Source organism: Streptomyces winkii, from assembly GCF_032248595.1.
Classification (GTDB): Bacteria; Actinomycetota; Actinomycetes; order Streptomycetales; family Streptomycetaceae; genus Streptomyces; species Streptomyces winkii.
The window spans coordinates 14,504-40,002 of record NZ_JASTTH010000011.1 but is presented as its reverse complement, the minus strand read 5'-3'; the positions used below and the strand labels follow the sequence as shown (position 1 = coordinate 40,002).

Sequence of the window (25,499 nt, the reverse complement as noted above, 5' to 3'; positions counted from 1 at the left end):
CGACGATTCGTCCCCGCCCGTAGCAGGCGCCGCGGGGCACGCTGCGTCCCGTTCCCTTCGGGGACAGAGGAGAAGGAGTCGCGGATGGGTGTGGTCTCCCCCGGTTTCCGGGGCCGGCCGCGGGAGTCCTCCCGCCGGCTGCCGCCGGGGCAGTACGAGACGCACGACTTCCCCGTGCTTTCGGCCGGTCCGACGCCGCGGATCGCCCGGGAGGACTGGGAGTTCACCGTGGAGACGGAGACGGGGGACCGCCGTTCCTGGAGCTGGGCCGAGTTGACGTCGCTGCCCAGTGAGAGCCCCACGCTCGACCTGCACTGCGTGACCAAGTGGTCGAAATTCGACACCTCGTGGCAGGGCGTCTCCCTGGACGTGCTCCTGGCGGACGTGGAGACGGCCGCGGACTTCGCCTTGGTCAGCTCCTACGGCGGCTACACGACGAACGTGCCGCTGGAGGACCTGATGGAGGGCCAGGCGTGGATCGCCTACGGCTACGAAGGCGACGACATTCCTCCAGAGCACGGCGGCCCGGCCCGGCTGCTCGTCCCCCACCTCTACTTCTGGAAGTCGGCGAAGTGGGTGCACGGCATGCGCCTGCTCACCCGGGACGAGCCCGGCTTCTGGGAGAGCCTCGGCTACCACGACTACGGAGACCCATGGCGCGAACAGCGGTATCAGGGCGACTAGGCACCCGCCCCCGCCTGCGCTGGCGGGTCGCCACGCTCATCGAAAGGCGCACGGAGAACGCGACCGCGAGCACTCTCGTACTGGACGTGCCGGACTGGCCCGGTCACCTGGCCGGACAGCACGTGGACGTGCGGCTGACCGCTCAGGACGGTTACAGCGCCCAGCGCAGCTACTCGCTCGCGTCGGCGCCGGGCGGGCAGCACGTCGAGATCACCGTGCAGAAGGTCGCCGACGGCGAGGTCTCCCCGTACCTGATCGATCAACTCGCGGCGGGAGACCCCGTGGAGCTGCGCGGACCGGTCGGCGGCTGGTTCGTGTGGTCGCCGGACGGAACCCGCCCGGTGCTGCTGATCGGCGGCGGCTCCGGCGTCGTACCCCTCATGGCGATGATCCGCGCCCGCCGCGAGACCGCCGACCCCACACCCTTCCGGCTGCTGCACTCGGTCCGCAGCCCGGCCGAGGGCTACTACGGCGCAGAACTGATGCGCGGCGACCCCGGCCTGGAGACGGAACTCCTCTACACGCGGACCTCTCCCGACGGCTGGCCACGTCCACCCGGCCGGATCACCAGGCAGGACATGACCTCCTTCGCCTGGCCGCCGGAAACCTCACCGATGTGCTACGTCTGCGGCCCCACCGGATTCGTCGAGACCGCGGCGGACCTGCTCGTCGACCTGGGTTACGGCCCCGACCGCATCCGAACCGAACGATTCGGCCCCAGTGGAGGCTGAGATGGCTGACATGAACCAACCCGACGGCTACAGACAGAACGGCGACGAGTACGAGGACGGCAACGCCCTCGCCGGTCCCCTCTCCGAGATCTTCGCCGTCGACCTCACCGGCGCCCTCGGCCGCTGCGCGAACTGCGGCGTCACCGAACCGGTGGCCCGGCTGCACGTCTACACCCGAGCACCCGGCCTGGTCGGGCGCTGCCCGCACTGCGGCCACGTGACGCTCCGCCTGATGCGCTCCCCGGACAACGCATGGCTCGACCTGCGCGGCACCATGACCCTGCGCATCCCACTGACAACCACCTGACCCGACTGCCGAACAGAACCGCGTCGCACAGGGCCCCGCCAGCGGCGGGAGCGTGCGGGCGCGAACGGCCCCGGTCTGCTGGGCCGCCACGATGTCGGTGCCTCGCCCGCCGGCCGTCAGTGGTCTGGATGACCGTCCACAGAACCGTGCACAGGGTGCGGGGGCGAGGACTGGATACAGGGAGGTGCCTGATGAGAGCGATTGTGGTGACGGACCAGGCCGCGGGAACGGCCGGGATGACGCTGGTGGAGCGGCCCGAGCCCGAACCGGCGACAAACGACGCCGTCGTCGAGGTTCATGCGTCGGGATTCGTCCCGACTGAGCTGGCGTGGCCCTCGACCTGGACCGATCGCGCCAACCGTGACCGAACACCGTCGATCCCGGGGCACGAGCTGGCCGGAGTGGTCACCGCCCTCGGCTATGGCACGACGGGCGTGTCAGTGGGACAGCGGGTGTTCGGCCTCACGGACTGGCATCGCGACGGCACCCTGGCGGAGTATGTGGCCGTCGAGGCACGCAACCTCGCGCCGCTCCCGGGCGACGTCGACTTCACGGTGGGCGCGAGCCTGCCGATTTCGGGGCTGACCGCGTGGCAGGGACTGTTCGAGCACGGCCGCCTTCAGTCGGGGCAGAGCGTGCTCGTGCACGGCGCGGCCGGCTCAGTCGGCTCGATGGTGACGCAGCTGGCACGTGAGTTCGGCGCGTACGTCATCGGCACCGGACGCGCTGCGGACCGCCAGAAGACGCTTGATTTCGGCGCGCGGGAGTTCGTCGACCTTGAGAACGGCGCGCTGGAGGACGTCGGCGGCGTCGACCTTGTCTTCGATGTCATCGGCGGCGACGTTCAGAAGCGGTCCGCGAGCCTGGTTCGGGCCGGAGGAACCCTGGTGTCCATCGTCGGGCCGCCCGAGGCGCGGCCTGCGAACGGCCTGGCGGTCGACTTCGTTGTCGAGGCCGATCGTGCCCAACTGCGTGAGGTCGTCCGTCGTGTGCGTGACGGACGGCTGCGGACCAACATCGGCAACGTCTCGGCCCTCGATCAGGCCGTCGCCGCCTTCAACCCGACCGAGCGGATCAAAGGGAAGACCATCATCAACGTTCATCCGTAAGGACTCGGGAACAGCGACGGGCACGTCGTTTACGCAGTCGATTTCGGGGTTTGCACCCGCTTCGTCGTCGGGATGGCCAGAGCCTCCACCAGCAATTGACCGCCGCAGCAATCCGGTTGATCACGGGCACGCACAGTTCGGCTCGGCTCGCCGCCCCCGCTTGAGCATTGAAGCCTCGCTGAACACCTGCTGATGCAAGCCGAGTTGGGCGTCAGGGCCACGGCCACTCTTTCCAGAGATGCCGAGGCGTCTCCCACCAAGGGATGACTGAGTACCCGTCCGTCGACGGATTGTCAGAGTCGTGTGCACAGCGTGTACTTGGGCTGCTTGAACGACGAAAGGGAAAAGAATGATGCGCAAGGTCAAGAAGATTGCCGTCGCGGCGGCTGTCGCGGTAATCGCCGTTGCCGGGGCTGGTACGGCAACGGCTGGAGAAGTGGGCACCAAGTCTTCTGCAGCTGATGTGAGCGCCAAGAGCAAGTGCTCCGCAAAGCCCTGGGACTGGGACGACTGCGCCAAGGACTGGGTCTTCTGATCAGCGGAACTGCCCCGCTGCTGCCGATCGTGGTCAATTCGGCCACTGCACGGCCGCCGGCCCCTCACTCACCCCTGTCCTGACCGCGATCGGCGGCCTGCTCCGGCAGTTGGTGCCGATGGTGAGCAGTTCGCAACCGCGATGGGGAGCACGCCCCAGCATCAAGTCCGCAGCGCCGGCCACAGGTTGGCCACACCGCCATTGTCAACGACCCCGGCGGCCCCGTGATATCGGAGCCAGCCCGTTCTCCGGCAACGTTCTACTCGAAGGGGGCGTCCAGGATGTCGCGGGGACTACGGGTGCTGCCGTCCAGTAGGTCCTTCTTCCGTGTCTCCGACGGCACTGCTGAGCAGAGGCCAGACCCGCGCGGCACCGCCGCCGTCTATCCGAGCGTGAGCATCGCCTCGGTGACCTCGCCGATCGCCGCATCGGGGATCGCAGTGGCGGCCTCCTTGAGGACGAGCAGCCGTGCCCCGGGGATCTCGCGCGCGATCGCCTCGCCGTTGCCGACGGGGAAGAACCGGTCGCGGCGGCCGTGGACGACGAGCGTGGGGACCTCGATCTCGGGCAGCCGCTCGCGCCAGCGGGGTTGGCAGTCGAGCCTGGAGAACACCATGCCCATCTGGTTGGCCATCTGGACCGCGGGGGCGGTGCCGGGAGTGCGGTCCCAGATGCGCGCTGCGGTTGCGCGCGCGGCGACGGGATCGTCTCCGAGGATCTCCGCGCCTCCGGCGGCGAACTCCGCAACCGCCTCGCGGTCCGTCCAATCGGGCATCGGACGCGCGAAGAGCCGGCTCATCGCCGCCTGGTCATGGTCGGGGAGGTCATCGTCGGGCGGGCCAGGGGCAACAGCGCGGGTGCCGACCAGGGTGAGTGCCGAGAACGCGCCCGGATGGTCGAGCACGGCCACCTGGGCGACCATCCCGCCGACGCCGATCCCCGCGAGGTGCGCAGGCCCCCCGCCGAGCGCGTCAGCAAGAGCTGCCGCGTCGGCGGCGAGGCTGCGCAGGGTGTAGGCGGGCGCCTCCGGATCCGCCGTCGTCGACTCCCCGCTATCGCGCAGGTCGTAGCGCACCACCCGGCGCCCGCCGGCGGCGAGGCGCTCGCACAGCGCGTCGGGCCAGGAGAGCATCGTCGTGCCGCCCGCGAGCAGGACGAGTGGCGCGTCGTCGTCACCGAACGACTCGATACCCAAGGCGATCTCATTGGCGTTGACAGTGGTCATCGGATCACCGGGGAACGTCGTAGGTCAGGTGCGTCGCGGTCGACGTCCTCGCGGCCGGTACCCAGACCGTTGCCCGGGCTGGGGGCGGCCCGGTGACGAAGCCGTCGAGAGAGACCGAGATGTCAGCGAAGATTCGAGTCATGCCAGGGCAGACCCGGCCCGCCGCCCAGACTCATCGCTCACGGCATGAAGCGTGTCGCGGATGCGAACTCGACCGCACGACGCGCGAAGCGGCACGTCGGACGTACAGCGACGATCGCCCCCGAGCACGTTAGAGGCGCATTCTCGTGATGCCTACGACGTTCCACCTGGAGCGCTGCCACAACCACTTGGAGCGCTCGATGCAAGCGCCCGGCGACAGAGGGCCACCGATGCGTGTGGCCCGCCGTCCTCCGTAGAACTACGAGAGAACTACGAGCCGCCCCACGCGTGTTTGAAGTCCCGAACACGGTCCGCAACTTGCCCGCACCGGAGATCTCAGCCGTCCCGACTCTGCTGCCTGCGCGGCCAGTTCCTCCACGCGTCGTCCCGCGCGGGCGGGGCGTCGTACAGTTCCGTCAGGGCGGCCGCGCCGCGGTGGAGCCCGGGGCGGCATGCCGGGAGCGATCGGTATGGCCGCCCGGTTCCGGGGAGCCGTGGAGACGTCGCTGTCGGGCCGGGCGGCAGCCAGGGCAGAAGGTGCCGCTCCCGTCAGGTGGGCCGGGTGAGCGAGAGGCAGGCGCATGAACTCCCCTCCGCAGACCGAGGATCTGCTCGTCCACGTGCGGGCGCTCTGCATGAAGCTGCCCGAGGTGACGGAGAATCTGACCCACGGTGCGCCGACCTGGTTCGTGCGTGGCAGGCGGTCCTTCCTCAAGTTCGTCGACCCCGCTGCCCACAACCTCGACGAGACCCACGTCGCCTTCTGGGCGGCGGCTGCGCCGGGCGTGCGCCACGAACTGGCCGCCGCCGACCCGTACACCTTCTTCACACCGCGGTTCGGCGGCAGCGACTGGGTCGGCATGCGGCTGGATCTGGAGGCGGACGGTCCCGACTGGGAGGAGGTGCGCGAGATCGTGCTGGACGCCTACCGCTGCGTCGCCCCCAAGACCCTCGTCGCACGCCTCGACGCGGACCCGGGACTCTGAAGCGGCTGGACACGGCTGCGGTCTCCAATACCGCTTTCCCTGCCGCTGAGCTGCCTGCCACCGCCGGTGACCTCGGCGACGCGGAGGTGCCGGGTGACAGGTGGCACCGTTCGCTCTGGCTATCGGCGGTGCGTGGGTGTGTCGACGGTGAGGGGTTCGAGGTGGCGGGCGATGACGTTGACGGCGCTGCCGGTGCGTTCGATGCGGCCGTGGATGAGGAGTGCGGCGTGGTCGACGGCGGTCTTCATGTGGGTGTCCGCGACGGGTGGGGGGACGATGACGTTGATCATGCCGGTCTCGTCCTCGATGTTGAGGAAGCAGGTGCCCTTGGCGGTGGGCGGGCGCTGCCGGTGGGTGACGAGGCCGCCCAGGAGCAGCGCGGTGCCGTCCGGCAGTTCGCGTACGGCGGCGGCGGGGAGCACTCCCCGGGCGTCCAGCTGAGCCCGGAGGTGCTGGACGGGGTGGCTGTCGGGACTGGCGCCGGTGGCCCACAGGTCGGCGAAGGTCTCCTCGATGACGGTCATGGCGGGAAGCGCGGGCGGGGCGGGTGCCGCGGTGGTGCCGGGCAGCAGGGTCTCGTCGACAGGGGCGAGGGCCCCGGCGGCCCACAGGGCATCGCGGCGGCTGATGCCGAAGCCGGCGAAGGCGCCCGCGGTGGCGAGGTTCTCCAGCACTTTCGTCGGCAGCCGGGTGCGCCGGGCGAAGTCCTCGAGGCCGGTGTAGGGGCGGCCGTCGGCGACGGCCTGCGCGGTCTCGCTCGACAGACCGCGGACGCCGGTCAGGCCCAGCCTGATGGCCCGGCCGCCCGTTGAGGCCTCGTCAGGTTCGAGGTCGGCGTACGGGCCGGAGTGGGTGACGTCGATGCCGCGGACGGTGATGCCGCGGCGGCGGGCGTCGCCGATCAGGGTCAACGGGCTGTAGAAGCCCATGGGTTGGTTGGCCAGGATGCCGGCGATGTAGGCGGCCGGGTAGTGCAGCTTGATCCAGGCGGAGGCGTAGACGATGTAGGCCAGGGACTGGGAGTGGCTCTCGGGGAAGCCGTATCCGGAGAAGGCCTGGATCATCGTGTAGAGCTCCTCGGCTGCTTCGGGCGGGATGCCGCGGGCGGCCATGCCTGTCATCAGCCGCTCGCGCATCTTCGCGACCCGCTCGGGGGCGTGCTTGGCGGCCAGGGCTTTGCGCAGCTGGTCGGCCTCGCCGGGGCCGAAGCCGGCGCAGTCCATGGCGAGCCGCATCATCTGCTCCTGGTAGAGCGGCACGCCGAGGGTGCGCTCCAGGGCGGGCTGGGCGAGCGGGTGGGGGTAGGTGACCTTCTCGCGCCCGGCGCGGCGGCGCAGGTAGGGGTGGACGGAGCCGCCCTGGATCGGACCTGGCCGGATCAGCGAGACCGCCACCACCAAGTCCTGGAATGTCGCCGGACGCAGGCGGGGCAGGGTGGACATCTGGGCGCGGGATTCGACCTGGAAGAGGCCCACGGTGTCCGCGTCGGAGATCATGGCGTACACGCCCGGGTCGTCGGGCGGTATGGACGTCAGGTCCAAGGTGCGGCCGTGGTGGCGGGCGATGAGGTCACAGGCGGTGTGCAGGGCGGAGAGCATGCCCAGCCCGAGCAGGTCGATCTTGACCAGTCCGGCTTCCTCGACGTCGTCCTTGTCGCCCTGGAGGACGCTGCGTCCCTCGGCGGTGGCCCATTCGACGGGCATGATCTCGCCAACCGGTTGCCGGGTGAGGACCATGCCTCCGACGTGTACGCCCAAATGCCGGGGCAGACCGTCCAGTTGGGCGGCGAGTTCGCGTACGTCGTGCGGTGTGCCGGCGTCTTCGCCCGGGGGTTGGTGGTGCTGGATGTGCCGGGTCATCTCGTCGATGTGGCCGGTGGCGTAGCCGAGCGCGCGGGCGGCGTCGCGCACGGCGAGCCGGGGCCGGTAGGTGATGACGTTGGCGACCTGTGCCGCGTGGGTGCGGCCCCAGCGCCGGTAGACGTACTGGATGACCTCCTCGCGGCGGGCGTTCTCGAAGTCGATGTCGATGTCGGGGGCTTCGGCCCGCTCGACGGACAGGAAGCGTTCGAAGAGCAGCTTGTGCTTGATCGGGTCGACGGCGGTGATGCCGAGTACGTAGCAGATGACGGAGTTGGCGGCCGAGCCGCGGCCCTGGCACCAGATGCCGGTGGCGGTGGAGAACTGCACGATGTCGTGGACGATGAGGAAGTAGCCGGCCATGTCGAGCTGTTCGATGACGTCGAGCTCGCGGTCCAGCTGCCGCCACGCCACCTGCGCCGCGGAGGTCTCGCGGGGGCCGTAGGTGTGGGCCGCGGCGCGCGTGGCCAGGTGCCGCAGGAAGCTGGTCTCGGTATGCCCGTCGGGGACGGGGAAGCCGGGCAGCTGCGGTGTGAGCGCGGCCAGGTCGATCACACAATCGCGGCCCAGTTGAAGGGTGCTGGCCTGGACGCCGGGGTAGCGCGCCAGACGGCGGGCCATCTCGGCGGGCGAGCGCAGATGCGCTGTGGGAGCGGGCGGCAGGTGCCCGGCCGCCTTCCCGAGGTCCTCGCGGCGGCGCAGCGCGGCCAGCGCCTGGCCGAGGCGGGCCTGGGCGGGGGCGGCGTAGTGCACGGCGTTGGAGGCCACGACGGACAGGCCGAGACGGCTGGCGGCGGCATGGAGAGTGTCGTTGCGTGGCGAGTCGGCAGGGAGTGCGTGGTCGATCAGTTCGACGTGCAGCGCGTCCGGGCCGACGAGATCGGTCAGCTGCTCCAAGTACCGGGTGGCCGCGTTCACATCGTCCAGTTCCGCGGCGGTGTCCGCAGAGGTCTCTTCGGGGGAAGCGGGGCAGCCGGTCAGGACGGCCCAGTGACCGCCGCGGGCCGCCGCGGCCAGTTGCTGGAGGTCGTAGACGGGAGCGCCCTTGGATCCGGCCAGTTGCGCTGCGGAGAGGGCCGCGGCGAGCTGCCGGAAGCCGGTCAGGTCGCGGGTGAGGATCACCAACGGCCCGTACGGGGACGGCAGTTGGAGCTCGGCGCCGTAGACGGTGCCCAGCTCCCGGTCGCGGGCGGCGGCGGCCAGTCGGCGCGCGGCGTACAGACCGTCCCGGTCGGTGACCGCCAGCACCTCGACGCCCAACTCGACTGCCTGCGCGGCCAACTCCTCGGCCTCGCTCGCGCCTTGCAGGAACGAGAAGGAGGAGTGGACGTGCAACTCCGCCCACCCGTCGGGTCTTCGCCCCCTGGTGGGCAGGCGCAGCAGCCGCCCCTTCCCCCTCTCAGCCATAGCAGGCCTCCGCCCACCACTGACCTTCTTCCAGGACCAGCAGCCAGGCCGGGCCGCCTGCGGTGACGACCTGCATGCGCACCAGCCGGCGGGCCGCCGCCTTCTCCCACCACTGCTCCACGGCGGGCCACGGGCCCGTCCAGCCCGAGACGTCGGCGGCCGGACACCCGCGAACGGCGAGCCGGGCCGGGGGCGCCGACAGCTCCAGACGGGCCGAGACCCCGACCAACTCACCGCCGTCGTCGAGGAGTCGGGCCTTTTCCGGTTGGAGCGGCACCCACGCCGGGTGCGGCGCGGGCAGGCGACCGGGCCACGGCCCGTCGGGAAGGCCGTCCTCGGGCGGCAGATCACCGAAGGCGACGCGCACCGCGCGCTCGGCCGGGCCCCTGCCCCCGCCCAGCCGTACGCGCGTGACCGCTCCGTGCCCGAGCATCGCCTGCAACCGCGCGGCTGCGGCCTCCATTTCGGCGTTCGCCGTACGCCCGCCGAACAGCAGCCCTTGACTGCCGGTCGCGGGGCTCAGCGCCTCCGGACGCAACGCCAGCCGCACGATCCCGTCGCCACCAGCGCTTCCTTCGCCGTGCTGCGCGAGGGCGCCGGACTCCTGCCAGGCGGTCAGCTGCCAGCGGACCCGTTCCGCGACGGCCAGCTCCGACAGCCGCCCCTCGTGCCGCCACAACCGCGAAAGCCGCCTGCCGCCGGCGAGGTCGACCGCGACCTCGACACGGGCACACGCCGCACCAGCCGCGGCAAGCCGCTCGTGCAGCTCCATCGCGAGCTGCTTCGCGGCGAACGCCACGGGATCCAACAGGACTTCGGCGGGCTCGAAGTCGTGGGTGACGGTGAGGTCCTGGCCCGGCGTACGGGTGCTCAGGCCCCTCGCCTCCAGGCCGCGGGCGGTGCGGTGGGCCGCCTCGCCGTCGACGCCGAAACGCTCCAGCACCCTGTCACCGGGCATCCCGGCGAAGTCGCCCAGGGTGGGAAGTCCCAGCCGGATCAACAGAGTTGCCAGGTGCGTACGGTCCAGCACGCCGACCGGGTACGGAGCCAGGAACTCGCGCGTCTTCCCTTCCGGCACCAACACGCCGCGGCGCGCCGCCAGCGCCGCCGCGAAGACGGTGTCCGCGACACCGAGGCGCGCGGTGCGGCCCACGGCGGCGAAGGTCGCCACGACCCGGTCGGCCAGGGCCTGTTCACCACCGAAGTACCCCGACGGTCCGCGCGCCGGGAGCACCACCAGCCCGGGCCGTATCACCTCCAGGCGCGGCGCGATCTCTGCTTCGAGAAGTTGAAGGACGGGCTCGAAGTGCCGCATCTCGCCCTCCACGTCGCGCGCGATCACCTCCAGTTCGGGAGCGCGGCTGGTGGCCTGCCGCAGCCGCATGCCGCGGCGCACACCCACCGCCCGGGCAGCGGCCGAGCAGGCCACCACCCTCCCCCCGGCCACAACAGCCGTCTGGCGCAGGCCCTCTGGATTGGTGCCGTCGGCCACGACGGGCCAGTCCGGCAGCCACACGCACGCGACCCGTTCCACCGCCCTCACCGCACCACACGCAGCGGACCGTGCTGTGCCACCGGTTCGTCGTCCGCCCAGTCCGCGGAACCGGCGGCGGCGAGGGACGCGGCCCGCCCGTTCGGGCCAGGCAGCCACAACCGAGCCGTCCGCGGGGCACCTCCGGCAGCCCCGCGACCGGACGCCGTCACCTCCACCCTCCGGGCCCGCAGCAGCCCATGCCCGACTCCGACCCCATCCCAACGCGCCTGCGTCACCGCCAGGCGTACATCGGCCCCCTCCCACGCACCGGAGGTCAGCAGGACGGCGCCGGTGCGCCGCTGCACGGCAGCAAGACGCTGCGCCGTACGGCCTGTTGCAGGACCGCATGCGCCGAGCAGAAGCACCGGAACCGCCTCAGCGAGCATGGTCACCACCTCGGGCCAGCGCCGGTCCGGGTGGTCGACGAACATGCCCAGGCCCACATCCAGGCCCATCGACTCCGCAGCCAGTACCCCCAGCTCCGGCAGGCCGATCACGGCCCACGCGCCTGCTTCTGCCGCGGCCTCAGCTGCCAGTGCCAGCAGCAGCGGAATGTCGCCGCCCGTGCTGACCGTGGTGCCAGGGCGCAGGCGCCCGCCGGGCAGCAGCGAACTGAGCTCAGCAGCCAGGGAGAATCCAGAAGCCTCCCGCCGAGGCGACGGCTTGTCGATGACTCGCGCTGCGCTCACACTCAGAGAATATCGAACACGCGACCGATTACATACGAGGTCTTCGACTGCGCTCACGGTTCGGCCCGTGAGGCCGGTGCGGGTGTGTCATGCGCCGTGTTCGGGCAGTGGGTCGCACAGCCGAGTCCGAACGTGCCGCGTTTGCGCTCCTTCGACGGCGAGGTCGGGATCGAGCAGCACCTGGATCAGCAGGCAGTGGACGAGGGCCAGCACCAGCCCGGCGGCGTCCCGACCGGCCTGGTCGTCCCCAAGTTCCAGAAGCGCAGCGACCGTTGGGCGTGAACGATGGAACCCTTCCGCGAGCGCTTCCCTGATCCGCCCCTCGTGCTGCCCGCGAGCCAGCGCGGCGAGATAGTTCCTGAGCAGCCCGACGTGCCGCGCTGGTACGAGATCGAGGCGAGGTTCGCCCCCGACTCCTCGCCGATGGCCCGAGCCGCGATCCGTTCAGGCGGTCACCGCAGCTACTGTCATGACGGCTTTGTCGATCTCTGGGGACAGCGTTTGCCGACGGGGTTCGGAGTCAGTTGGTGATCACTCGACTCGTGATGTCCAGGAGAAGTGACGGGCCTGCCGTGGGAGCGGCGAAAAGGAAAGGTGGGACTGACGAGGCGTTGGCAGGATGTCCGTCCTGCTCGACACCCGACGGGAGAGGACCCGACGACCATGCCTCGCGCCATCACTTTGATCCGCTCCGCCGCCCTGTCCGACGTTGCTGAGTATGCCTACGCGGCCACGGCGCCCGCCGAGTCACGCCTGATCTTCCTCGCCGGGGCCTGTCCGCTGAACGATGACGGCTCCACTGCCGCGATCGGGGACTACGCGGGTCAGGCGATGAAGGCCATCGAGAACATGCAGGCGGCTCTCGCTGCTTCCGGTGCGTCACTCCAGGACGTCATCAGTACCAGGGTCCTCGTCGCATCGGACCGGCAGGAAGACCTGGTGGCTGCCTGGGAGGTGGTCCGGGACTCGTTCGCTGACCATGACGTCCCCAGCACCTTGATAGGCGTCACCGTGCTCGGATACGAGAACCAACTCGTCGAGATCGAGGCCGTCGCCGCCGTACTCGATTCTTGAGCCCACTGCCACGCTGTGGCCGCATGACCAGCGCCCCTCCGCCAAGAGCTCCCCGCTGCTGCCTTGGCAAGAGGCCCAGTGCCTCCAGAACTGATCAACACGGCCCCCTCCGTGATGAGGGCGCCTGCGAAACCCAGCGACAAGTGACTTCACAATTGCGGTTCTGACTCAACTTCCGTGATGCCGCGACGGTTAGTGACGCGGGGCTTCGGGAAGCGGGCAGCCCTCAACTCGTCGAGCTTCACGGCCCTGTCCTCCGCTGACAGGGTCAGCGGAGGGTGCACGTAGGGCAACTTCTCGTATCCGATCACTTACCTACTGTGACTGCTGGAGCGGGCGCCAGAGTCTCATCCCCGGTGAAGAACAAGATAAGGACCCCCTTCTGCTTTTCGCTCCCATCGCGATACCCATGAAGGCGATCAACGAGCCGCCTCACCACTGAAGAGGACAGCCGCGCTATGCACGACACTCCACCCGCTCCGACCGGCCAGGTACGTTCCGAGACCGGGCAGCCCGGTGCCGCACACGGCTGGTATGTGGACAGCCGCTGCACGAACTGCGACGTCGCCAGGCAGCTCGCGCCGGCGTTGATCAGCGAGGTGGACGGTCATTCCCAAGTGCTGCGCCAGCCGCAGAACGCAAGCGAGCTGCGGCAGATGTACGCCGCCGCGTACGCCTGCCACACCCGCTCGATCCGCCGTGCCGACCAACGGCTCGAATCGGAGCTCGACCCCTTCCCGATGCTTCTGGAAGGCGATGTCCACCTCTGCGGACACAACTCGCCGCACACGGCAGGGGCCAACTCGTACCTGCTGCGGCGTCCGTCCGGGAGCATGCTGATCGACACTCCCCGGTACAGCGCCGAACTGGCAGCGCGCTACGAGGCGAAGGCTGCTCCGGTGACCGACGTCCTGCTCACCCACCGGGACCATGCTGCGCACGGCCGCCAGTACGCCGACCACTTCGGAGCCCGTCTGTGGATACACGAGGGCGACCTCGACGCCGCCCCGGAGGCCGATCGCGTACTGCGCGGCACAGGCCCGTCCCCGGTGGGCGAAGGAGTCGTGGCACACCCGCTGCCCGGACACACGCGCGGGAGCGTGCTGTACGTCGCCGATGAGCGGTACTGCTTCAGCGGCGACAGCTTCTACTGGTCCCGTACAACGGGGGACATCGAGGTGTCGGAAAGCGTCACCTGGTACTCCATCGAGGAGTTGGGCGCATCGCTGACCCGTACAGCCGCAGATCTCCGGTTCACATGGCTGCTGCCGGGACACGGTGGCCGCAAGTGGCTTCCCGAGGCCGACATGTCACGCCGACTGCTGGGACTCGCGGCGCGAACCCGCCAACTCCGGCCGCAACCCCTCGACTTCACCGCCGTGCGCTGGTGATCCGCGGCCCCTCCCCTGCAAGCGTCCGCTCCTCGTCGTCACCCTGCCCCGGCGCCCCCTCTGCGCATGCGCTGCCGCCGCTCCCGCGATTCGCGACTGAGCCGAAGAACCGAGCAGGGCGGGCGGAGCTCCGCGCTTCACCAAGACGTGGTCCTGTCGACCTGGACAGCAGGCAGGGCCAGCGGCATCACAGCTCGCCGTCGAGCAGCGAGTACATGAACATGTCCCGGCGCTCGGACCCCACTTGCTGCCACCCCCGCAGCACCCCTTCACGTTGGAACCCTGCGCGCTCGGCAGTGCGCACGGAAGCGGTGTTCCACGGCTCCACATATAGCTCAAGCCTAGGAATCCGCAGCTCGCCCAAGGCCCAGCTCGCAACGGCACCGACCGCGGCCACGGCCACCCCCTGACCGCGCGCCGACCTGACGACCCAGTAGCCCAGTGATGCACGGCCCTGTCCCAGGTCTTTCAGCCACAGGCCCACATTGCCGACGGGCCGTCCCTCAGCGTTCACGATGACGAACGGATACCCGGCCCTGGTGGTCGCCCGACTCCACTGCCGCTCGACGAACGCGACACCTGCCGGCTCGGAACACGGTGAGGGCACCGTGGTGATCAGCGGAATGTAATCGTCTTCGGATGCCTCACGGACAAGCTGAAGGTCCGAAAGGCGCCACGACCGAAGCGTGAGGCCTGCACCAGCAGTAAGTTCAGGCACGTCGAGCGGCTGCTCCATCCGCTCATCCTGTCGCGAGCCGAGACCAGGCGCACTCAGAATTCGAGCACGCTCCACGCTCGTCACTCTGCCAATCCGGGGGCAACGAGCAACGCTGGTTCCGGTGACGTCATTTCACTGCTCGGTAAAGCCAGTCATGACTGGCTCCGGTCGTGATCGCAGAGGCCACTGTCTAGCGAGACTCCCCAGCCCGGTTTCCGGCGCCCCAGAAGAACGGGCCGGCTGTCGGCGTAACCGTGATGTCCCAGCCGAGCTCGCGAAGCTCCCCCTCCAGCTCCGCTGGCTCGTAGGGGACTTTCACGATCTGGTAGGTCGTCCCATCAGGGGTGCGCCGCTGGATGGTGGAAGATGACGGGCCCTCGACGAGCTCCTCCGGCGTTCGGTAGCGGTCGTCGACGAAGAACACGCGGCCCTGCGGTGCGAGGGCGGCGGCCACCAGCGACCAGAAGGACTCGAATCGCCGGGCCGGCACGTGTGAGAGCCAGAACCCCATGAAGACGACGTCGTAACGGCGGTCAGGTTCCCAGGTGAACAGGTCAGCTTCGACGAACCTCACTGGGGCGTCGTCAGCGACCCTGCTTGCGGCGATCGCAAGCATTTCCGGGGATGCATCGACGGCGGTGACGTCGCCGGCGTGGCGGCGCAGCTGAGAGGTCCAAGTGCCGGGGCCGCAGGCTAGTTCCAGGACGCTGCCCAGCGGCCGGAACGCGTCGAGCGCTTCAGTCAGCTCGGCGCCGCCGGGAAGATCGAGGAGTTGGTCAAGGTAGTCCGGAGCAAGGGCACTGTAGTAAGCACGCTGTTCGGACAGCAGCTGTTCCTGAGCTGATTCGGGGTTCATAGCTTCACGATGGGACTTGCCCCAAGGACAAGGTCAACCCACAGAAATCGGGGCCATGCACTGACCCACCGATCGTGATCGGAGAGAGGGTGCCAAGTTCCTTGCCGACCACCGGCGGATCTTGCTGCCCTCGTGGGCGGAGAGGTTATCGAGGATGACGGAGACAGGGGCACCGTCCGGGCGGGCCGCCTGGATACTCCTGAACGCGGCGAGGCAAGGTCGGACGTCGAGTTGCGGATGGAGGTCGGCTGGCCGATGACCCGCCGAATGCCGACCGTCGATCCGTGCCGGAGTCGTCCATCGACGACGTCCCGTCGGCCGGTGGAGACATGTTCGCCCCCATGCGCCCAGCAGGTCCCGTGAGTTCAGGCCGTCGCCTATACCGCGCTGCGCTACGTAGACGGTGCCCGTGAATGCGGCGCCAGCCCTGTACCGGATCAGCTCTTCCGAGTCGGAGCACGCCTGATCGCGGTGGGTCAGCCCGCGCGTTGCTCGCTTAGCCGGCTTCGCAGGCTCTGGTCGAAGTCGCGGACCACGCCCGCGCCACGACGCCGGTACGGCGCCAGCGCTTCTCGCGTCACCATCGAGATCACCGGCATCCCCAGCCACCTGATCGCCGATGCCCTCGACGTCGTTTTCGGCACCGGCTGGTTCGCAGGCGGCGGTGAACCGCTCCGCGAGATCCCAGGACAGCACGGCTACGACGACGACTCACCCACGCCGAGTACGACATCACCCTCCGCCGCGGCGGTCCCGGCAGCGCCTACGTGGCGTACATCCCCATGCCCGACGCTACGGCGGGCGCGTCGCGGCGAGTTCAACCTGTCGCAGCGGAGCCGTTGTTGTGCGTTCTCGCTTTGGTCAAGGCATGCAAGGCATAAACGCATATCCTCCGGGGGACAGACACCTTCCGGAGGCCGCCGGCGGCTCGCGCGCCGTCCCGGCAGCAGCGCACAGGCGCGTGAATAGTCCCGCACTTGTGAAGCTGGGACGGACCACGACTGGCGCGCATATGCCAGTCGGCACGCCCCGGGAGGGGGCGGCGAACGAGAGGCACCACCGGTGGATTGTCAACAGCGCCTCTGCCACCGGCCTTTGCAAACGTCGAATAAAGAAGTGTTCGTATCTGCACGGCAGTCGGTACATTCCTGACTTTGTGAGTCTGTTTATTTTTCGTTTGCCCGGAGCAAGCGGAACAGCCAGAAGGGCACGGGGGTATGGAAGTTCGCTGGCTAGAGACGTTCACCGCGGTGGCCAAAGAGGGCAGCATGGCAGCGGCCGCGGACTCCCTGGGGTACGCCCGTTCCACCGTGACGGGACATGTGCAGTCGCTGGAACGCCACTTGGGGGCGAGACTGTTCGACCGCGGGCGCACCGGGCAGCCGCTCTCGACCGCGGGCGCCGCACTGCTCGACCATGCCGAGGCCGTACTGGACCGCCTCTACCAGGCCCGGCTGGCCGTGACCAACGTGCTTCAGGGAAGCCTTCCGGCATTACCGCTCGGTGCTACTGATTCGCTGGCCGAATACCGCCTGCCGGTCTTTCTGCGGATGCTGTCACGATTTCTTCCCGACCTGAAGGTCGAAGTCAGTACAGCAGCAGCCAGGCAACTGGTGGAAGGCATAGAGAAGGGAACTCTGCCCATCGCACTGGTCAATGGGCTTTCCGATGAGCCGCCGCCCGACGGTCGGGGGTTGGTCGGGCGACGGCGTCTGTGGGAGGAGAACGCCGTGCTTGTCTGCTCCCCCGTCCGGGCCCAGGATCCGCGCAGGATCCTGGTCACCGCTCAGGGGTGCGTGTACCGGCAGCTGGTGGAGGAGGAGTTCCTCGACCGGCTGCCGCAGCCGGACATCCTCCAGGTCGGGTCCTTGTCGGGGGTGAAGTCGTCGGCGCTGTCCGGGCTCGGTGTCGGCCTGCTGCCGATGGTGGCAGCCAAGCCGTACCTGAACGCCGGACAGTTGGTCGAGCTACCCCTGCGAACGGCCCGGACCGTGGTGACCGATGTGCTGTGGCACCAGGAGACCTGCCCGTCCAAAGTGGTCGAGCACCTGCGGCGGTTGCGGCCGACGCCGGGAACCGACCTCGGGTAGGAGACGATCAGGCGGGGTGCGTCCGCCGTGCGCGGTGCTCCGCGACGTAGTGGCGGTTGCCGCACGCCGAGGCCGAACACCAGCGGCGCCGCCGCCCCCGCGAGGTGTCCACGTAGACCAGGTCGCACGTGGGGCCCTCGCACTCGCGGAGCAGCCATCGGTCGGAGGAGCCGAGCAGCCGGATGGCGTCGTCGGCCACCGCGGCGAGCAACTGCTCGCATCTCACCGGCGGTACGAGTCGCCGGTGCAGACCGCCCTCAACCTCCCGTTCCAGCATGGCGGGCGGCGCGCCCGCGGCCGCCGCCCGGTTCAGCTCGCGCAGGTCCTCGGCGGAGGCCGCCTCACCGTCCAGCTCAGTGTGGATGACGCGGTGCAGCCGGCCCCGCAGCGACGTGAACGCCTCAAGCCACGTCGCGTCGGCGTCGAGTTCGTCCCGGCTGGAGACCAGCCCGGTGCCGCGCAGCCACTCCACCAGCCGGGCCTCGCCGTCCATCCGTTCAACCGGGGCGGGCGAATGGCGTGCCCCAACCGTGGCGAGCAGGTCCAGGCAGATGCGTCCTGCGTCGAACCGCAGCTGGTTCTTCGCGGTCATGTGCTACTTCCTTCCGGGCGCCAAGGGCACGGCCAGCAGCGTCGCCACGGCGCACGTGGCCCACACCAGGGCCCATGATGCGTGCGACAAGAGCGGGACCATCAGGGGTGCGAGGAATCCGGCGACGAACACGGTGGTGTTCTCCAGCCCTAATGCCGTGCCCGCGCGCTGGGCGCCTGCCATGTGGGCGATCTCGGTGTACGCCACACCGTGCCACGCGTTGGCCAGGATGCCGCCGACCACGAGCGCCGTGACGACCGCGTACGTGGGTGCCTCGGCCAGCAGTGCCGCGGCGGCCATGGCAAGGGTGGCGGCCGCTCCCACAGCGCGTACGTAGGGGCGCCGGCTGCCCGGGTGCTTGTCGGTCCACCGTCCGGAGGCGACGCGCGCGGCGGCACCGCCGCACTGGACGACGACGATCGCGGTGGCTCCGACCGCCAGAGCGGAGTGGTGGGTGTCGTGCAGGAAGACCGCGACGAAGGTGAGGATGGCGAACTGCGGGATGGTCAGCAGGCCCGACGCAAGCGCGAGGCGCCACACGTTCAGGTCCCGCATGGGCGAAGCAACCGTCGCCCCCTGCCCGGCCCCCGAAGCGGCCTCCTGATCGTCCGGGGAGTGCATCCACCGGAAGGTGGCGGCGGCCGCGGTGAAGCAGAACAGTGCGAGCACTCCGTACACGGCCCGGAACCCGAAGCCGATCGCGAGCCACGGCAGCAGCGCGGAGCCGAGCGCCCCGCCGGCCGGGATGGCGGTCTGCCGCAGGCTCATCGCCAGCCCGCGCTGGCCGTCCTTGAACCAGGCCATCACGGCGCGCCCGGAGGAGCCGTTGACGCTGCCGCCGAGAATGCCGACGAGAAGCAGCGCCGCACTGAGGACGCCGACCGCGGGCACTGTCGAGCCTGCGGGTACCACGGCCGCGGCCATGACGCTCAGCACGGAGCCGGTGGCCAGAAGCCCGGTCAGCAGGATGCGGCGTTCGCCGAACTTGTCGGTCCAGATGCCCCAGACCACTTCCGAGACGGCGATCCCCAGCGAGATCGCCGACAGGGCGATGCCGAGTGTGCCGTTGCTCAGGTGGTAGTCGCTTCGCATGGCGGTGGACGTCGTCGGAATGCCCTGGAACGCAGCGGAGAAGGCCGCCTGCGAGGCGATGCCGATGCCGAGGATCACCCAGCGGTGGCGCGGGCCGAAGCGCCTGCCGGGCGTCGGGGCCCGCGGCTCGGGCCGTGCGTCGGCCGATGGTGCTCCGGGCTTGGTGAGAGACATCGTCACTTCCCTACGTAATGAGTTGGAACCCTTACAGCATCGGAGGCGCAGTAAGGGTTTTGAATACTTACTTGCACGATGATGACTGCCGCCCGCCGAAGGCACAACCTGGGAGACGGCGGGCGGCAACATCCGTTCGGTTCAGCCGAATCGGACTTGCGGCGGGTGTCAGATGGTGTTAACCGGCTTCTCCCACACGACCAGCAGCACGGCTCCCGTCGCGGAGCGCGGAGCATGCACGGAGCCGGGTTCCATCACGAGCAGGCTGCCGGCCGGGAACTCGCCCGCATCGGTCTCCAGGCTCCCCTCGAAGACGTAGATGATCTCGTAGCCCTCGTGGCGGTGCGGGACAGTCGTCGCGCCCGGCTCGTAGCGGACTATCCCGGCAGCCGGGCCCTGTTCGCCGGTCTGCTCGGTGGTGTAGAGGCGGTGTATTCCGACACCGCTGCGGCCGTCGGAGGTCAGCGGCTCGAAGACCAGCTCTTCGGCCTTCATGCCGCGTTCGTCGACGCTGCGCAGAATGCCGGGCAGGGTGGCAGTGAAAGTGTCGGCAGACACAGATGTCCTCCTAGAGGGAGCAGTTGAAGGCCGGGGCCGCTTCGGGTCGCACCGCGGCGCGGCGGATCTTTCCCGAGACGGTTCTCGGCAGGCGGTCGGTGAATCGGACGGTGTGGACGCGCAGCGCCGGTGTGACCAGGTCGTCGACGTGGGCGAGCAGCTCTTCCGCCGTCGCGGTGCCGCCGGGCGACAACTCGACGACCGCGTGCGGGGCCTGACCGAGCGTCGGGTGCTCGGCCGGGACGACGGCGGCCTCGCGGACGGCGGGGTGCGAGCGCAGCAGCGCTTCCAGTTCGTACGGGGAGACGCGGTGGCCGCCGGACTTGAACACGTCGTCCGACCTGCCGAGGATCCGGATGTAGCCGTCGGAGTCGGCTTCCGCCATGTCCCCCGTGCGGTAGAGCCCGCCGCCGAGCGCCGCACGGGTGCGCTCCTCGTCGCCGTCGTAGCCCCTCATGATGCCGGCCGGCCGGTCCGCCAGGTCCACGCAGACCTGGCCGTCCTCGATGCGGATGCCCCACCCGGGCAGTGGCTTGCCCAGCCGGCCGGGCTTGCGGCGCATTCCCGGGGTGGTGCCGATCAGGGCGGTCGTCTCGGTCTGCCCGTACCCGTCGCGTACCTGGACGCCCCAAGCCTCCGCGACGGCGTCCGCCAGCGGCACCGGGAGGGGTTCGCCGGCGCTGGTGGCCTCGCGCAGCCTGGGCCTGCCATCCGCGAGGTGCGGTACGACCTGCGACCAGACGGAGGGCGGAGCGCACATGCTGGTGACGTTGCGCTCCTCCAGGAACCGGGGAAGGCGGGCGGGGTCCGGTCCGCCGTCGGCGAGCACGATCAGCGTGGCCTCGGCGCTGAACGGCACGAACAAGCTCGACCAGGAGTGCTTCGCCCACCCCGGGGCGGAGATGTTCATGTGCCGGTCGCCGGGCAGCAGGCCGTTGAAGTACATCGATGAGAGGTGGCCGATGGGATAGCTCGCGTGGGTGTGGGTGACGAGCTTGGGGGCCGAGGTGGTGCCGGAGGTGAAGTAGGCGAAGGCCATGTCGGCGGCAGGCGTGGGGCGGTCGGGCACGAACCTGTCGGGCGCCGCGCAGGAATCCTGGTAGGCGGTCCACCCGGCGACGGCCTCCCCCACCGCGATCCGTTTCTCGACGTCGACTCCGGCGAACCTGGCGGCGATGTCGCTGCGGCTGACCACCACCTGTACGCGGCCGCGCCCGACCCGGTCGGCTGCTTCGGCGGGCGTGAGCGAGGTGTAGCAGGGGATCACGACGGCGCCGAGCTTCAAGCAGGCCAGCAGCGTCTCCCACAGTTCCCGCTGCTGCCCGAGCACGACCAGCACCCGGCACCCCCTGCGGACGCCCAGCCCGGTCAGCCAGTTGGCCACCTGGTCGGAACGGGAGGAGAGTTCCTCGTACGTCACCTCCGTCGCCGAGCCGTCGGCCGCGTTCAGCTCCAGGGCGGGCCGGCTGTTGCCCGCCGCGACGACGTCGAACCACTCGAGGGCCCAGTTGAAAGTCTCCGGCCTGGGCCAGGTGAACGCGGAGCGTGCCGCTGCCAGATCGCTGCGCAGATCGAGCAGCAGGTCGCGCCGTGCGGCGAAGAGCTCGTGCGAGTCCGTCCGGCGGAAGGTGTCGTAGGAGCGATCAGTTCCGGACATCAGCGTGCTCCTTCGAGTGACTGGATCTCCCAGGGGGGCGCGGTGACGGTGAGCGCGGCCTCCGCGATGGCGTCGGCGTCCTTGGTGAACTCGGTCCACGGCCCGGGCCGGGCGGAGCCGACCTGCATGAACCAGCGCTGTCCCTCGGTGGGAATGCCGAGCACGTACATGCCCTCCACGCACTCGCCGTCGGCGGCGACCGGACGGTAGGGAGCCGCCGACACGGCCACGCCCTGCGTGTCGAAGTCGGCGCCGCCCCCCGTGTTGATCCACGGAGTCCACATGCCGGCACCGGTCAGTTGCCGGGTCAGCGGGGCCGGGTCGCGGCTGAGGTCGGGCGCCGGTATGCGCGCGTCGATCAGCACCTCGCACAGCCGTCGGGAGCCCGCAACCTGCGCCGAGGCGACCGCGAACCGGCCGCTGTCCGCGTCGGTGGTGAACTGCGCCGCCGGACCGGCCACTTCGAGGACCCCGGCGTCCATCAGGGCGCGGGTCTGCTTCAGCCGCTCCACGGGCGGACCCGCGGCCAGGAACGAGCTGAGCGGAACGAACCAGCCCAGGAAGCCGTCCCGGTGCGAGAGCGCGGTCAGACCCCCGTCGTCGACGGCGCGCCGGATGGTGCCGCGCACGTCACGCAGCACGTCCAGGGCCGCCTTCGCAGGCCCGTGGAAGTTACCCGAGCCGGCCTGTGCGATGTCGGCCTCGATCAGTTCCGCCAGCGCGGCGGTGTACTCCGCGGGACCTGCGAAACGCCGCTTCCCGAACGGCCGGGCCAGCGCGGGCACGTCGAGCGGAGCGAGGTGGTCCAGGCCGAGCTGCCGCGCCCGCCGCCGGGCCGTCCGTTCGGCCGTGTGCGGACCGGCCGCGTCGACCTCGGCCGCCACGGCACGGATATAGGCGTCCTCCGCCTCGGTACCGTGCCTGCCGCGCACCGCGGTCGCGTAGTAGACGAGCTGGATCTCGGCGTTCAGCCAGGGCCACACGTCGGTGACGAAATCGAGCGGTCCCTTCGCACGCAACCTGTTGATGCGTTCGGCGGTGAACAGGCGCGCCCGGTATCTCCAGTCCGGCGCCTTCTGGTTGAGCCCCCGTGCCGGCAGGGGCACCCCGGAGCGCGAGCCCGCGATCAGCCGCGGCTCGCGCCCGGATGCGATGTAGCGCAGGCCGCCCTGGCCGTCGTCCTCGAACCGTCCGCCCCTGCCGGTGGTGAGTGCCGCGGTGACGTCGTAGAACGAAAGGCCCATGCCGAGGACGGCCACATTCGCCCCGGGCCGGATGCTCTCCAACGGCATGTCGGCGGCGCTGTCTCCCCGGATGTACCGGATCCGCGCATTGCCGTCGGCGAAGGCGGCGAGGCCCGCCTGGTCGCCGGAGAGGCCGGTCACCGGGTGGCCGGTCGCCAATACCAGCCGGTCGGCGTCGATCCGCTCCCCGTCCGCGAAGGTCAGCCGCCAGGTGCCGTTCTTCTCGCGGTCGGCGCCGGTCACCTCGCCGGTCACCCGCCGCAGGGTCACCCATGCGGGCAGGGAGGTCTCGACGGCGTCCAGGTAGAAGTGGAGGTATTCGCCGTACCGTGCCCGCGGTGCGTACGCGCCCGGTCCTGGGAAGTCCGGGTCGACGGAGGCCCACCACTGCCCGAGAGACGGACCGGCAGCAGCGCGCGCCGGACCCTCGTCCTCCGGGCCGGAGAACATCGTGACCTCGCCGCACGCCGTGTTCATCAGGTACGTCTGGTCCTGGTCGGTACGCCACACCCGCCCCGCACCGACCTGCACCTTGTCGACGAGGGTAATCTCCACGGGCTGTTCGGACGGACCGGCGGCGAGCCGCGCGGCCAGACGCTCGGCCACGGCCAGGCCGCGCGGACCCGAGCCGACGATCGCGATCCGGTGCCGCCCGCTGCCGCCGGTCAGTTCGCCGGCCACCCGGTCGTGCGTCTCCGCGGTGTAGCGCAGCATGCCCAGCAGACGGGCGGAGGTGACGGCGCTGGTCTTCGCATGGGACGAGGACAGCGGCATCGCACCGGTCTTCGCCCACACCAGCCGTCCGTCGTCGCCGATCGCCCCCTGCGTGGCGCCGGCGTTGTCGCGGTGCAGGCAGAACGGGACGTCCAGTACACCGGCTGCGAAGGCCTTCCGCAGGCCGGTGCCGATGTCCGCGTCCAGTCCCAGTACCGCCTCGACCAGTGCCAGGGCCTCCATGTACACGGCCTCGTAGTCGGCCTGACGGGCCCACGGCAGTTCGCACTCGTCGGACAGCGCCGCGCGTCCGACACGCGCCGCCCGTTCGAGAGCCGCGATGTTCTCCTCGACGGTGGGTATGCGGTGGGCCTCCGCCACGGTCTTGACGATGAGCCGCTGGGCGCCGCCGCGCATCGCTATCTGGGACGAGGCGTCCAGCAGCAGTTCCGCGCCCGCCTCGGTGTGCGGGAAGACGCCCATGTACGTGTACAGCACCACGTGCCGGGCGACGTCCGCCGGCAGGAACTCCTCCGCGAGGTGGTGCAGCGCCGCCAGCGCCTCGATGTCCTGCACCGGGTTGGTCTGCTGCGCGTAAGAGAGGGAGACCGACCGCACGCCGCACTGTGCGAAGAACAGCGCTTCCAGCACGCTGAGCGCGATCAGCAGCGACGGCGGGCACATCTGGCCGACCATGCAGCCGCCGAACGTCTCCAGGTGGGCCCGCCGTCCCCGTGCCGCACTGCCTTCGGCAAACCGGCGGGATGCGTCCGCCCACGCCGGGGCGGCCTCCGCCAGCGGCAGACGCGAGTAGGGCAGGCAGTAGGAGACGGGGCCTCCCTCGGAGGCAGAGAGCCCCGCCGCGACCATCGCGTCGAATATGTGTCCCGGACGGGCCGAACCGTGCCGCACCTGTACGGGGATCCGGTATCCCGTTGCCGCCACCACGCGCTCGGTGACCTGCCGGCCGTGGCTGACGATGGGGAAGCCGTTGAGGCTCTTCCCCGCGGCCAGTGCGGCCCGCGCCCCGGCGACGTCCTCGACGCGGGTGTAGGAGTCGATGGTGAGCGTGCCGAGTGTGCGGGCACGGGCCGCGGTCACGGCCCGCAGGCCGTCGGCCATCTGTTTCGGGTCCGACATCCCCATGCGTGGCTGGACGACCAACTGTCCGGCGGCGGCGGCCTCTTCGACATAGGTCTGCATGTCGGGCCGAACTGCGGCGGTCATGCGGACACCGCCTCGAGGGCCGCGGGCACACCGGCGCCGGCCAACTGCCGCATGGCGCGGCCCAGCTCGGCCGGGTCGGCGCCGTCGGTGAACACGGCGTCGAATCCGGCGGTCATCAGCTCACCGGCCAGACCGGTGTCTGCGCCGCCGGCGATGCCCAGCTTTCCGCCGATCAGAACCGGCACCTGCGCCACGGCCCGGTCGCCGGACGCCCGGAGCCTGCCGATCAGACGGGCCCCGTCGATGTGACCGTGGCCGTTGACCGACGAGATCACCACGACGTCCGGCCGGTGGGCGCGGACTTCGTCGATCAGTACGTCGTCGGGTACGCACGCTCCGAGATTGACCACCTCGTACCCGAGCTCCTCCAGCAGAAGCTGGAGGAACACCAGATTCCAGGTATGGGAATCGGACGAGACGGTCGACAGGACGACGCGACGTTTGAGGCGAACTAACGCGGACAAGGATCCCCCAGTGACTGCAGCGTTGCTGCTTTTCGATCAAGTCCTCCGTACAGTCACATCCACTCACGCCTGTTTCATAATTACTTTCGGGAAGCGCGAACTCTCATTCGAGATGTCCGACAAACCCGCACACGTCGCCACTGTGTCCCCTATTGACACGAACCCCGGGCCGCGACGGGCCCCGCACCGCAGCGGACAGACACCCACGGGATCGCCTCGACGGCCGGACTGGGCACGGCGAACAGAGGAGATGGGACAGCCTGGGGCAGCGTCGCCTCACGAGCGGTGTCGCCTCACATGACGGGAGGGGGAGCCGCGAGCACCGGAGGCAACACGTTTGCAGGCGGAACCATAACGTCCGACCGGTTGGCCGCGACGGGCGGGCCACTGCGGCACCCGCGAATTCCGGTTTCCCGCACGGCACTCGAACGGTCTGTGAGA

At 70.0% G+C, this 25,499-nt stretch carries 23 protein-coding genes and 2 pseudogenes; 11 read left to right on the top strand and 14 right to left on the bottom strand.

The genetic code is table 11. From position 1 onward, the window contains the following. The first annotated feature begins 84 nt into the window (after positions 1 to 84). From QQM67_RS28175 to QQM67_RS28155, 5 genes are all read left to right on the top strand, one after another. A complete protein-coding gene (locus QQM67_RS28175) occupies positions 85 to 684 on the top strand; it encodes a sulfite oxidase-like oxidoreductase (RefSeq protein ID WP_314177826.1) in 600 nt (199 codons plus the stop codon). Continuing rightward, the gene (locus tag QQM67_RS28170) at positions 654 to 1,415 is read left to right on the top strand and encodes a ferredoxin reductase (RefSeq protein WP_314177824.1); all 762 of its coding nucleotides are present in this window, start codon (positions 654 to 656) and stop codon (positions 1,413 to 1,415) included. Before QQM67_RS28175 ends, QQM67_RS28170 begins: the two co-directional genes overlap by 31 nt. 1 nt (position 1,416) lies before the next feature. Continuing rightward, positions 1,417 to 1,722 (top strand): DUF6510 family protein, encoded by a 306-nt coding sequence (locus QQM67_RS28165; RefSeq protein ID WP_314177822.1) that lies wholly within the window; start codon positions 1,417 to 1,419, stop codon positions 1,720 to 1,722. Positions 1,723 to 1,913: 191 nt separating this feature from the next. Next, entirely contained in the window at positions 1,914 to 2,831 is a 918-nt protein-coding gene (locus QQM67_RS28160; RefSeq protein ID WP_314177821.1) for an NADP-dependent oxidoreductase, read from the top strand. A gap of 352 nt (positions 2,832 to 3,183) precedes the next feature. After that, the gene (locus QQM67_RS28155; protein ID WP_314177819.1) at positions 3,184 to 3,366 is read left to right on the top strand and encodes a hypothetical protein; all 183 of its coding nucleotides are present in this window, start codon (positions 3,184 to 3,186) and stop codon (positions 3,364 to 3,366) included. A 382-nt stretch (positions 3,367 to 3,748) separates the two neighbouring features. Here QQM67_RS28155 and QQM67_RS28150 read toward each other — a convergent pair whose 3' ends face one another. Both QQM67_RS28150 and QQM67_RS28145 read right to left on the bottom strand, forming a co-directional pair. Next, on the bottom strand, positions 3,749 to 4,591 hold the full coding sequence (locus QQM67_RS28150) for an alpha/beta fold hydrolase (RefSeq protein WP_314177816.1): 843 nt from the start codon (positions 4,589 to 4,591) through the stop codon (positions 3,749 to 3,751). A gap of 14 nt (positions 4,592 to 4,605) precedes the next feature. Beyond that, positions 4,606 to 4,733 (bottom strand): annotated as a pseudogene (locus QQM67_RS28145) (dihydrofolate reductase family protein); the annotation flags it as partial. Positions 4,734 to 5,313: 580 nt separating this feature from the next. Here QQM67_RS28145 and QQM67_RS28140 point away from each other — a divergent pair. After that, on the top strand, positions 5,314 to 5,718 hold the full coding sequence (locus QQM67_RS28140) for an MmcQ/YjbR family DNA-binding protein (protein WP_314177814.1): 405 nt from the start codon (positions 5,314 to 5,316) through the stop codon (positions 5,716 to 5,718). 119 nt (positions 5,719 to 5,837) lie between these two features. Here the strand turns inward: QQM67_RS28140 and QQM67_RS28135 are convergent, their stop codons facing one another. The 3 genes from QQM67_RS28135 to QQM67_RS28125 are packed head-to-tail and all read right to left on the bottom strand — an operon-like array spanning position 5,838 to position 11,207. After that, on the bottom strand, positions 5,838 to 8,984 hold the full coding sequence (locus QQM67_RS28135) for an error-prone DNA polymerase (protein WP_314177812.1): 3,147 nt from the start codon (positions 8,982 to 8,984) through the stop codon (positions 5,838 to 5,840). After that, on the bottom strand, positions 8,977 to 10,518 hold the full coding sequence (locus tag QQM67_RS28130) for a DNA polymerase Y family protein (RefSeq protein WP_314177810.1): 1,542 nt from the start codon (positions 10,516 to 10,518) through the stop codon (positions 8,977 to 8,979). The genes QQM67_RS28135 and QQM67_RS28130 overlap by 8 nt, the downstream gene beginning before the upstream one ends. A 5-nt stretch (positions 10,519 to 10,523) precedes the next feature. After that, positions 10,524 to 11,207: a hypothetical protein gene (locus tag QQM67_RS28125; protein ID WP_314177809.1), complete on the bottom strand. Its 684-nt coding sequence runs from the start codon at positions 11,205 to 11,207 to the stop codon at positions 10,524 to 10,526. 132 nt (positions 11,208 to 11,339) lie between these two features. On the opposite strand from QQM67_RS28125, the gene QQM67_RS28120 reads away from it, so the two are divergent. The 4 genes from QQM67_RS28120 (at position 11,340) to QQM67_RS28105 (ending at position 13,672) form a co-directional block, all read left to right on the top strand. Beyond that, positions 11,340 to 11,489, top strand: a complete 150-nt coding sequence (locus QQM67_RS28120; protein ID WP_314177807.1) for a hypothetical protein — start codon at positions 11,340 to 11,342, stop codon at positions 11,487 to 11,489. A 3-nt stretch (positions 11,490 to 11,492) separates the two neighbouring features. Further along, entirely contained in the window at positions 11,493 to 11,738 is a 246-nt protein-coding gene (locus QQM67_RS28115; protein WP_314177805.1) for a hypothetical protein, read from the top strand. Between the two features lie 132 nt (positions 11,739 to 11,870). After that, a complete protein-coding gene (locus QQM67_RS28110) occupies positions 11,871 to 12,281 on the top strand; it encodes a RidA family protein (protein WP_314177803.1) in 411 nt (136 codons plus the stop codon). 458 nt (positions 12,282 to 12,739) lie between these two features. Continuing rightward, a complete protein-coding gene (locus QQM67_RS28105) occupies positions 12,740 to 13,672 on the top strand; it encodes an MBL fold metallo-hydrolase (protein ID WP_314177802.1) in 933 nt (310 codons plus the stop codon). A gap of 187 nt (positions 13,673 to 13,859) precedes the next feature. Here QQM67_RS28105 and QQM67_RS28100 read toward each other — a convergent pair whose 3' ends face one another. The 3 genes and pseudogenes from QQM67_RS28100 to QQM67_RS28090 all read right to left on the bottom strand — a co-directional run. Next, entirely contained in the window at positions 13,860 to 14,408 is a 549-nt protein-coding gene (locus tag QQM67_RS28100) for a GNAT family N-acetyltransferase (RefSeq protein WP_314177800.1), read from the bottom strand. A 172-nt stretch (positions 14,409 to 14,580) separates the two neighbouring features. Continuing rightward, positions 14,581 to 15,246 carry a class I SAM-dependent methyltransferase gene (locus QQM67_RS28095; protein ID WP_314177799.1) on the bottom strand — a complete coding sequence of 222 codons (666 nt, stop codon included), beginning with the start codon at positions 15,244 to 15,246 and terminating at the stop codon, positions 14,581 to 14,583. Between the two features lie 96 nt (positions 15,247 to 15,342). Continuing rightward, a pseudogene (locus tag QQM67_RS28090) lies at positions 15,343 to 15,456 on the bottom strand (IS630 family transposase); the annotation flags it as partial. 1,007 nt (positions 15,457 to 16,463) lie between these two features. Here QQM67_RS28090 and QQM67_RS28085 point away from each other — a divergent pair. Beyond that, positions 16,464 to 17,336 carry a LysR family transcriptional regulator gene (locus tag QQM67_RS28085; RefSeq protein WP_314177798.1) on the top strand — a complete coding sequence of 291 codons (873 nt, stop codon included), beginning with the start codon at positions 16,464 to 16,466 and terminating at the stop codon, positions 17,334 to 17,336. Positions 17,337 to 17,343: 7 nt separating this feature from the next. Here QQM67_RS28085 and QQM67_RS28080 read toward each other — a convergent pair whose 3' ends face one another. The 6 genes from QQM67_RS28080 to QQM67_RS28055 form a co-directional block, all read right to left on the bottom strand. Continuing rightward, complete coding sequence (locus QQM67_RS28080; RefSeq protein WP_314177797.1) at positions 17,344 to 17,928, bottom strand: CGNR zinc finger domain-containing protein; 585 nt, start codon at positions 17,926 to 17,928, stop codon at positions 17,344 to 17,346. A gap of 3 nt (positions 17,929 to 17,931) precedes the next feature. Further along, entirely contained in the window at positions 17,932 to 19,194 is a 1,263-nt protein-coding gene (locus tag QQM67_RS28075; RefSeq protein ID WP_314177795.1) for an MFS transporter, read from the bottom strand. Positions 19,195 to 19,362: 168 nt separating this feature from the next. Further along, a complete protein-coding gene (locus QQM67_RS28070; RefSeq protein ID WP_314177794.1) occupies positions 19,363 to 19,752 on the bottom strand; it encodes a cupin domain-containing protein in 390 nt (129 codons plus the stop codon). 10 nt (positions 19,753 to 19,762) lie between these two features. Next, positions 19,763 to 21,409, bottom strand: a complete 1,647-nt coding sequence (locus QQM67_RS28065) for an acyl-CoA synthetase (protein WP_314177793.1) — start codon at positions 21,407 to 21,409, stop codon at positions 19,763 to 19,765. After that, positions 21,409 to 24,594 carry an FAD/NAD(P)-binding protein gene (locus tag QQM67_RS28060; protein ID WP_314177791.1) on the bottom strand — a complete coding sequence of 1,062 codons (3,186 nt, stop codon included), beginning with the start codon at positions 24,592 to 24,594 and terminating at the stop codon, positions 21,409 to 21,411. Before QQM67_RS28060 ends, QQM67_RS28065 begins: the two co-directional genes overlap by 1 nt. Further along, positions 24,591 to 25,058 (bottom strand): cobalamin B12-binding domain-containing protein, encoded by a 468-nt coding sequence (locus QQM67_RS28055; RefSeq protein ID WP_314177789.1) that lies wholly within the window; start codon positions 25,056 to 25,058, stop codon positions 24,591 to 24,593. The genes QQM67_RS28060 and QQM67_RS28055 overlap by 4 nt, the downstream gene beginning before the upstream one ends. Between the last annotated feature and the right edge of the window lie 441 nt (positions 25,059 to 25,499).

Bases quoted from the DNA above. Each gene is read 5' to 3' on its own strand.
- QQM67_RS28135 (WP_314177812.1), bottom strand. From the start codon at position 8,984: ATGGCTGAGAGGGGGAAGGGGCGGCTGCTGCGCCTGCCCACCAGGGGG.
- QQM67_RS28100 (WP_314177800.1), bottom strand. From the start codon at position 14,408: ATGGAGCAGCCGCTCGACGTGCCTGAACTTACTGCTGGTGCAGGCCTC.
- QQM67_RS28085 (WP_314177798.1), top strand. From the start codon at position 16,464: ATGGAAGTTCGCTGGCTAGAGACGTTCACCGCGGTGGCCAAAGAGGGC.
- QQM67_RS28060 (WP_314177791.1), bottom strand. From the start codon at position 24,594: ATGACCGCCGCAGTTCGGCCCGACATGCAGACCTATGTCGAAGAGGCC.
- QQM67_RS28155 (WP_314177819.1), top strand. From the start codon at position 3,184: ATGCGCAAGGTCAAGAAGATTGCCGTCGCGGCGGCTGTCGCGGTAATC.
- QQM67_RS28110 (WP_314177803.1), top strand. From the start codon at position 11,871: ATGCCTCGCGCCATCACTTTGATCCGCTCCGCCGCCCTGTCCGACGTT.
- QQM67_RS28065 (WP_314177793.1), bottom strand. From the start codon at position 21,409: ATGTCCGGAACTGATCGCTCCTACGACACCTTCCGCCGGACGGACTCG.
- QQM67_RS28150 (WP_314177816.1), bottom strand. From the start codon at position 4,591: ATGACCACTGTCAACGCCAATGAGATCGCCTTGGGTATCGAGTCGTTC.
- QQM67_RS28080 (WP_314177797.1), bottom strand. From the start codon at position 17,928: ATGACCGCGAAGAACCAGCTGCGGTTCGACGCAGGACGCATCTGCCTG.
- QQM67_RS28170 (WP_314177824.1), top strand. From the start codon at position 654: ATGGCGCGAACAGCGGTATCAGGGCGACTAGGCACCCGCCCCCGCCTG.
- QQM67_RS28075 (WP_314177795.1), bottom strand. From the start codon at position 19,194: ATGTCTCTCACCAAGCCCGGAGCACCATCGGCCGACGCACGGCCCGAG.
- QQM67_RS28165 (WP_314177822.1), top strand. From the start codon at position 1,417: ATGGCTGACATGAACCAACCCGACGGCTACAGACAGAACGGCGACGAG.
- QQM67_RS28160 (WP_314177821.1), top strand. From the start codon at position 1,914: ATGAGAGCGATTGTGGTGACGGACCAGGCCGCGGGAACGGCCGGGATG.
- QQM67_RS28105 (WP_314177802.1), top strand. From the start codon at position 12,740: ATGCACGACACTCCACCCGCTCCGACCGGCCAGGTACGTTCCGAGACC.
- QQM67_RS28115 (WP_314177805.1), top strand. From the start codon at position 11,493: ATGGAACCCTTCCGCGAGCGCTTCCCTGATCCGCCCCTCGTGCTGCCC.
- QQM67_RS28095 (WP_314177799.1), bottom strand. From the start codon at position 15,246: ATGAACCCCGAATCAGCTCAGGAACAGCTGCTGTCCGAACAGCGTGCT.
- QQM67_RS28175 (WP_314177826.1), top strand. From the start codon at position 85: ATGGGTGTGGTCTCCCCCGGTTTCCGGGGCCGGCCGCGGGAGTCCTCC.
- QQM67_RS28140 (WP_314177814.1), top strand. From the start codon at position 5,314: ATGAACTCCCCTCCGCAGACCGAGGATCTGCTCGTCCACGTGCGGGCG.